The sequence below is a fragment of the Streptomyces sp. NPDC059455 genome (genome assembly GCF_042750115.1).
Classification (GTDB): Bacteria; Actinomycetota; Actinomycetes; order Streptomycetales; family Streptomycetaceae; genus Streptomyces; species Streptomyces endocoffeicus.
Genome location: NZ_JBHYVB010000035.1, coordinates 1,262 through 8,314 on the forward strand (window position 1 = coordinate 1,262; position 7,053 = coordinate 8,314).

Consider the following 7,053-nt stretch of genomic DNA (forward strand, 5'->3'; position numbering starts at 1 on the left):
CGGCGGAGCCCCGCACGCGGCGGAGCCCCGCACGCGGCGGAGCCCCGCACGCGGCGGAGCCGCATATCGTCAGGTGTCGGGAAGGGGCGGGGCGGGGAGCGGCCCGCCGCAGGCGTCACGAGCCGCCGGACACCCCCTACCCCTCGCGGGGGGCCGGGGTGCCCAGGCCGTAGACGCGGCGGGCGTTGTCCGCGCCCAGCAGCGCGGCCACCCGGCGGGCGTCGCGGCGGGACCAGGCGCCCTGCGCCACCCAGTGGGTCAGCAGCCCGGTCAGCGCCTCCCGGAAGAGCCGCGCCCCCACCACATACAGTTCGGGCAGACCGTAGGCGTCGGTCGAGAAGAGCACCTTGCCGAACGGGGCGAGTTCCAGCATCTCGGCGAGCACGGCCCCGGCCCGCGCCCCGGTGTGTGACAGGGCCAGCCCCACATCGGCGTACACATGCGGGAAGACGGCGGCCAGATAGGCGGCGCCGCGGTGGTACGGATAGCCGTGCAGCAGGATCAGCGTGCAGCCCGTGGGGCGCACGGCGCGGATGAAGTCGGTGAGGGCGAGCGGATCGCAGCGGTCCAGCCGCAGATCGGGATCGCCGAACCCGGTGTGCAGTTGCAGCGGCAGCCCGGTGTACGCCGCCGACCAGAGCAGATGGCGCAGCAGTACGGGGTCGGTGACCCGGGCGGCGGCGGTGCCGCCCTGGGCGCGCCGGGCCAGCCAGTGTTCGGCGGCGGTGTGGACGGCGCCGGGGCCCGGCGGATCGGGCTCGAAGTCCAGGCCGTAGCGGTAGGCGGCCACCGATTTGAAACCCGCCGCCGTACGGGCCGCCTCCCGGATCCCGTCCGCCATCCCCGTCAGGAAGTCGTCGGCGGTCAGCGAGGTGTCCGCGATCCGCTCCGCGAGCTGCTCAAGACGGACGATCTCATGGGCGGTGCCGCCCGCCGCGAGGGCCAGCTCCTGAGGGGTGGTCAGATTGCCCGGCAGCCCGGTGTCCACCAGGAACTCGCTGATCCCGGCGGCGCCCAGCAGCCGCCGGTTCACCTCCCGTGCGCCCAGCTCGCGCCGCCGGGCGAGGTAGGGGGCGGGCGGGCAGTGCGGTTCGAGGTCCAGCAGCGGCGGACACCAGCGGCGCACCGCGAACCCCAGCTGGCTGTCGAAGAAGGTGGTGCCGAGCGCGGCGGGCGCGTCGGATTCGGTCAGGAACGCCTCGAATTCGGCCGAGCCCAGCTCGGAGCGGGCCACCCCATGGCAGTGGTGGTCCACCAGGGGCGGCAGCGGCGGCTCGGTCGGATCCGTCTGCTCGGCGGCCTCCATCGGTCAGTATCGCCTCCGGGTCGCGATGGCGATCTCGCGCGGGGACGACTTCTCGAACAGGGCGGACTCCGCCCGGCGCACCGCGGCGATGGACTCGAAGAGCGGATCGCCCAGCGCCTCGCGCAGCACGGTCGAGTCCTCGAAGTGCTCCAGGGCCGTCAGCAGCGAGGTGGGCAGCCGCCGCTCGCGTCCCTCGACGGCCGGGTCCCCGGAGACGGGTGGGGGCAGGGAGAGCCCGGCGTCCAGCCCGCCGAGGCCCGCGGCGATGACCGCGCCCGCCACCAAGTAGGGGTTGGCCGCCGGGTCGAAGGACTTGATCTCGGCGTTGGAGGCGCCCGGGTCGTCCGGTGCGCCGGTGATGAAGCGCACCGCGGCCTCCCGGTTCTCCAGGCCCCAGCACTGGTACACCCCGGCCCAGCGGGAGGGTTCGAGCCGGAGGTAGCTCGCGGGGGTGGGGGCGCCGATGGCGAGCAGGGCGGGCAGCTCGCGCAGCACCCCGGCGAGGAACGCCTCGGCCGTCGCGGTCATGCCGTTGGGCCCGTCGCCGTCCCGGCACAGATTGCGGTCCCCCTGCCACAGGCTCAGATGGAGATGGGCGCCGTTGCCGACCCCGCCCGGGTCCACCACCGGGCCGAACATCGGGTTGAACCCGGCGCGCCCGGAGCACGCCCGGATCGTCTCCCGTACCAGTACGGCGAGATCGGCGGCGCCGACCGGATCGGCGGGCGCCAGGGACACCTCGAACTGCCCGGGGGAGTACTCGGGGTGGAGCTGGTGCACCTCGGCCTGTTGCGCGTCCAGCGCGCCGAGCAGATCGGCGAGGTAGTCGGCGAGGTCGACCACCCGCGCCATGCCGTAGGCGGGGCCCGCGGTGGGGTACCGCGGCGGGTCCTGGTCCGGGTCGCCCGTGGTGACGACCCACTCGGTCTCGAACCCCATGCGCACGGTCAGCCCCCGCTCCCACGCCCGCTCGGTCATCCGCCGGGCGAACAGCCGCTGGCAGACGGGGTGCGCCCGGCCCCGCTGGTCGTACCGGTCGACCGGGGCCCAGGCCCAGCCGGGCTGCGCGGCCAGCGGGGTGAGCCGGTCCAGGTCGGGGAGGAGCCGCAGATCCCCGTCCGGGCCGCCGACATGGCGGCTGGTGGTCATGGAGTCGTCCACGAGATAGACGTCGAAGACGGGGGACATCCCGACCCCGCGTCGCGCGGCATGGGGCAGCCGCGCGGTGGGCACGGACTTCACCCGGGTCAGACCCGCGTTGTCCACCCAGGTCAGCGCGATGGCCTGGATGCCGGTCGCGGTGAGCCGCTCGGCCTCCTGCCGAGCCCGTGCGTATGCCTGCTCGCGATCCCCGGTCCCCATGGGCGCCTCCTCAGCCACGTCCTGTACGCCGAGACTATTGCCTGCGGACGGTCTTGTGGTGACGCATTGTCCCGATCGCATACGGGGTGTGACGGTGGCTTATGCCGGTCGGAGGTTGACACGACCGGCCGCGGCGTCGAGGGGATCGGCCCGCCCGCCGAGGCGTCCGGTTTCGGCCACCTGGCGGAGACCGCCTACGTCACCTGGCCCCCTCCTGGAGGATGTCGGCGAGGGAGGCGAGATACATCTCGATGGCCTGGCCGGGCTCGCGCACCCGGCGGCCCGACAACTTCCCGATCTTCTCCGTCACGAAAACCCCATGTGCGTGAAGGGCGAAGGTGGGGTGGCGACCAGTACGGATGTTCTGATACTCAGCCATACCCCAGCTGAGTAGGGTGATCGGTATGCAGTTGAGGTACAGCTTCCGTCTGTACCCGAACGGTCCTCAGCGCTCCGCGCTGGCCAGGGCGTTCGGGTGTGCGCGGGTGGTCTACAACGATGCGCTTCGCGCCCGTGAGACCGCCCGCGCCGCAGGTGAGGCGTTCCCGAAGACCGGGGACCTGTCCAAGCTGCTGATCACCCAGGCCAAGCTCACCGAAGAGCGCGTGTGGCTCGGCGAGGTGTCCGCTGTCGTGCTCCAGCAGTCCCTGCGGGACCTGGACGCCGCGTACCGGAACTTCTTCGACGGGCTGAAGGGCAAGCGCCCACGCATGGGCGCGCCCCGGTTCAAGTCCCGCAAGGACAACCGGCAGGCCGTACGGTTCACCGCGAACGCCCGATGGAAGATCACCGCCGGCGGCGACCTGTCCTTGCCGAAGATCGGGGACGTGCGGGTGAAGTGGTCCCGCGGCCTTCCCTCGGTCCCCTCCACGGTGACCGTGATCAAGGACGCTGCCGGAAGGTGCTTCGCGAGCTTCGTTGTGGAGACCGAGCCCGTCACCTCGGCCGAGAGCGACAGGACCGTCGGCATCGACCTGGGGCTGGGGCATTTCGCCGTCTTGTCCGACGGCACGAAGATCGACGCTCCTCGCTTCCTGCGCCGGGCCGAGATGAAGCTCAAGCGCGCACAGCGGGCCCTCAGCCGCAAGGCGAAGGGCTCAAACAACCGGAAGAAGGCCAGGCTCAAGGTCGCCCGCGCTCACGCGCAGGTGGCCGACGCGCGGCGCGAGTTCCACCACCAGCTCTCCACCCGCTTGATCCGCGATAACCAAGCGGTCGCGGTGGAAGACCTGGCGGTGAAGGGGCTCGCCCGTACGCGCCTGGCCAAGTCCGTGCACGACGCCGGATGGTCCGCATTCGTGACGATGCTGGGGTACAAGGCCGCGAAGTTCGGCCGTGGCTTCCACCGCATCGGACGGTTCGAGCCGACCTCCCAGGTCTGCTCGCGGTGCGGCGTCAAGGACGGCCCCAAGCCCCTGCACATCCGAGTGTGGGAATGCCGGGCCTGCGGAGTCGTCCTCGACCGGGACATCAACGCGGCGGTCAACGTCGCCAAGGCCGCCGGACTGGCGGTGTCAGCCTGTCGAGCGCAGGTAAGACCGGTACTCGTACCGGCCCAGCGCGGTGAAGCAGGAACCCACCGAGACGGTCAGCCGACCGTGGCAGGAATCCCCGGTCTTTAGGCCGGGGAGCGGAAGTCAAATCCTCAGCATCATCGGCGTCGCGCTTCCACTCCCCACCACCCCGGAGTGGTCGGCTCGGCCTCCCTGGTCGGCATGTTCGCCGGTGGCCTGGTCTTCGGCTATGTCACCGACCGGGTCGGGCGGCAGAAGGTCTACCTCTTCGACATCGCCGCCTTCATCCTGCTCTCCGCGGCCCAGTTCTTCGTCGCCGATCCCTGGCAGCTCACCGTGCTGCGCTTCCTCATGGGCATCGCCATCGGTGCCGACTTCGCGATCGCGGGCACCATCGCCTCCGAGTTCGCGCCGCGGAACTCCCGGGGACCGCTGCTGGTCATCATGGTCACCATGTGGTCGGTCGGCGCCGCCGTCGCGTACGTCGTCGGCTGGGCGATGCTGTCCTCCGGCCATGACGACTGGCGCTGGATGCTCGCGAGCAGTGCGATACCCGCCGTCCTCATCCTCCTGCTGCGCTTCGGCACCCCCGAGTCACCGCGCTGGCTGCTCAGCAAGGGCCGCGGCCAGGAGGCGGAGGCCGTGCTGAAGCAGATGCTCGGCCCGGACGCGAGCCTGGACGACCTGGAGGCCGACACCGCCTCGCGCACCCGCTACGGCGATATGTTCCGCGGCGCCTATCTGCGGCGGACCGTCTTCGTCAGCGTCTTCTGGGCCTGTCAGCTGCTGCCGATCTACGCCATCACCACCTACGAACCCACCATCCTGTCCTCCTTCGGACTGGCCGACGGCAACGACTCCTACCTCGGCTCGGTCGTGGTGCAGATCTTCTTCGTGCTCGGCTCGCTCTCGGGGATCCTGGTCATCAACAAGGGGCGGCGCACCCTGCTCCTGTGGAGCTTCGGCCTCTCCGCGATCCCCCTGCTCGGCCTCGCCGTCCTCGCCCACCCCTCACCGGCCGTCGTGATCGTCCTCTTCGCGGCCTTCGGCGTGGCGTGCTTCTCCAGCCAGTGCCTCCAGGCCATCTACCCCTCCGAGCTGTTCCCGACCGGGGTCCGGGCCACCGCCAACGGCTTCGCCACCGGCATCAGCCGCGTCGGCGCCGCCATCGGCACCTGGGGAGCGCCCGTCGTCCTCGACCACAGCACCCGGCTGGCCATGCTCCTCGGCGCGGTGATCTGCGCCATCGGCTGGGGAACGTCGTACATCCTCGCCCCGGAGACCAGCGGGCTCACCCTCGCCGACGCCAGTGCGGCGGATACGGACCACAGCCGCCGCGGGCGGCGTGCCCGCCGTGAGACCTCTTCGACCACACCGTCCTCCGCGGTGAAGGAGCCCTCATGACCTTTCCGGACACCCCGCCCGCCACGGTCACGATCGTCGGTGGCGGAGTCGTCGGCCTGGCCTGTGCCCACTACCTCAGTGGCGCCGGGCTGCGGGTCACCGTCCTCGAACGCGACCGGCTGGGCAGCGGCGCGTCCCGCGGCAACGCCGGGGAGGTCTGCCCCGACCTGGTCGAACCGCTGGCCGCGCCCGGTGTCATCGGTACGGCGCTGCGCGGGCTGCACCGCCAGGACAGCGCGCTGGCGATCCACCCCCCGGCCGGTGCCGAACTGCTGCGGTTCCTGGTCCGGTTCGGGCTGCGGGCCACCTCGCGCCACTACGCGCGGGGGGCCGCCGCCCTCGGCGCTCTCGCGAGGGGCACCTTCGGGCTCTTCGAGGAGCTGGAGGCGGCCGGGGTGGACGGGGAGGCGCACAAGGACGGCTTCCTGTTCGCCTTCCCCTCCCGCGAGTACGCCGCCGAGGCGCTCGCCGCCTTCCGCCGGCTGGACGCGCCCATCGCGCCCGGCGGTGTGCTGGAGGGGGCCCGCCTCGCGGCGGCGGAGCCCTCGCTCACCGAGGGCGCGCGGGCGGGGTTCGTGGTGGAGCGTCAGTGGTCCCTGGACCCCTCGCTCTTCGTGGACCGGCTCGCCGAGCGGCTGCGGCGGCAGGGCGTCGAACTGGTCGAGGGCGCCCGGGTGTCGGCCGTCACGGACCGCGGTGGCCGTACCGAGGTGCGCACCTCGGCGGGGACGTACGCCGGCGACGCGGTGGTCATCGCCGCGGGCGTCTGGTCGCGCGAACTGGTCCGCGGGCTCGGCCTGGACATCGACCTGGTGGCGGGCAAGGGGTACAGCTTCTCGGTGGCGGCCGAGCCGCCGCCGTCCCGGCTGGTCCACCTCGGCGCGGCCAAGGTGGTGCTCACTCCGATGGGCAAACGGGTCCGGGTCGCCGGGACGATGGAGTTCGAGCGCGACGCCGACCGGTTCCGGGGGCGCCGTATCGAGGCCATCGTCGCCGCCGCGCGCCCGTATCTGCGCCATGCCGACTGGGACGACCGCCAGGAGGAGTGGGTGGGGCCGCGGCCCATGACCCCCGATGGGCTGCCGCTGATCGGACCGGTGCCCGGCCATCCCCGGGTGCTGCTGGCGACGGGCCACAACATGCTGGGGCTGATGCTCGCCCCCGCCACCGGCCGAATGGTGGCGGGGATGCTCACCGGTACACCGGATCCTGGTCTTTCCTCCGCATTCGCCCCGGTACGGAACGTTCGACGCTATCCTTGGCGTGTACATGGCGCTTCATCGGGAAGAAGGAGTTCCAGTGATCGGACGCAGGACGGTACTGGCTAGCGCATTAGGCATCGGCGGCGGCCTTCTCCTCCCAGCGACGGGCGCCGACGCGGCGCCCGCCGACTGGGGGCGGGGGGGGGGTTTTTTGGAACAAACAGCAAGCAACCGACCAGCGGGTGGCTGAGAATAAGAAACGCCC

At 72.0% G+C, this 7,053-nt stretch carries 6 protein-coding genes; 3 read left to right on the top strand and 3 right to left on the bottom strand.

Annotated elements, in window-relative coordinates; all coding sequences use genetic code 11:
* Positions 1-136: 136 nt before the first annotated feature.
* The 3 genes from ACFXB5_RS15230 to ACFXB5_RS15240 form a co-directional block, all read right to left on the bottom strand.
* Positions 137-1,306 (bottom strand): amidohydrolase family protein, encoded by a 1,170-nt coding sequence (locus ACFXB5_RS15230; protein ID WP_385207369.1) that lies wholly within the window; start codon positions 1,304-1,306, stop codon positions 137-139.
* Positions 1,307-1,309: 3 nt separating this feature from the next.
* Positions 1,310-2,668: a glutamine synthetase gene (locus tag ACFXB5_RS15235; RefSeq protein WP_385207372.1), complete on the bottom strand. Its 1,359-nt coding sequence runs from the start codon at positions 2,666-2,668 to the stop codon at positions 1,310-1,312.
* 199 nt (positions 2,669-2,867) lie between these two features.
* Complete coding sequence (locus tag ACFXB5_RS15240; protein WP_385207375.1) at positions 2,868-3,047, bottom strand: hypothetical protein; 180 nt, start codon at positions 3,045-3,047, stop codon at positions 2,868-2,870.
* A 25-nt stretch (positions 3,048-3,072) separates the two neighbouring features.
* Here ACFXB5_RS15240 and ACFXB5_RS15245 point away from each other — a divergent pair, with 25 nt between their 5' ends.
* From ACFXB5_RS15245 to ACFXB5_RS15255, 3 genes are all read left to right on the top strand, one after another.
* Positions 3,073-4,290 carry an RNA-guided endonuclease InsQ/TnpB family protein gene (locus tag ACFXB5_RS15245; RefSeq protein WP_385207378.1) on the top strand — a complete coding sequence of 406 codons (1,218 nt, stop codon included), beginning with the start codon at positions 3,073-3,075 and terminating at the stop codon, positions 4,288-4,290.
* Between the two features lie 66 nt (positions 4,291-4,356).
* Positions 4,357-5,586: an MFS transporter gene (locus ACFXB5_RS15250; RefSeq protein WP_385207380.1), complete on the top strand. Its 1,230-nt coding sequence runs from the start codon at positions 4,357-4,359 to the stop codon at positions 5,584-5,586.
* The gene (locus tag ACFXB5_RS15255; RefSeq protein ID WP_385207383.1) at positions 5,583-6,914 is read left to right on the top strand and encodes an NAD(P)/FAD-dependent oxidoreductase; all 1,332 of its coding nucleotides are present in this window, start codon (positions 5,583-5,585) and stop codon (positions 6,912-6,914) included. Before ACFXB5_RS15250 ends, ACFXB5_RS15255 begins: the two co-directional genes overlap by 4 nt.
* The last annotated feature ends 139 nt before the right edge of the window (positions 6,915-7,053 follow it).

What these genes read in the sequence shown, in the direction of transcription:
- ACFXB5_RS15235 (WP_385207372.1), bottom strand. Translation starts at nt 2,668, where the DNA reads ATGGGGACCGGGGATCGCGAGCAGGCATACGCACGGGCTCGGCAGGAG.
- ACFXB5_RS15255 (WP_385207383.1), top strand. Translation starts at nt 5,583, where the DNA reads ATGACCTTTCCGGACACCCCGCCCGCCACGGTCACGATCGTCGGTGGC.
- ACFXB5_RS15240 (WP_385207375.1), bottom strand. Translation starts at nt 3,047, where the DNA reads ATGGCTGAGTATCAGAACATCCGTACTGGTCGCCACCCCACCTTCGCC.
- ACFXB5_RS15245 (WP_385207378.1), top strand. Translation starts at nt 3,073, where the DNA reads ATGCAGTTGAGGTACAGCTTCCGTCTGTACCCGAACGGTCCTCAGCGC.
- ACFXB5_RS15230 (WP_385207369.1), bottom strand. Translation starts at nt 1,306, where the DNA reads ATGGAGGCCGCCGAGCAGACGGATCCGACCGAGCCGCCGCTGCCGCCC.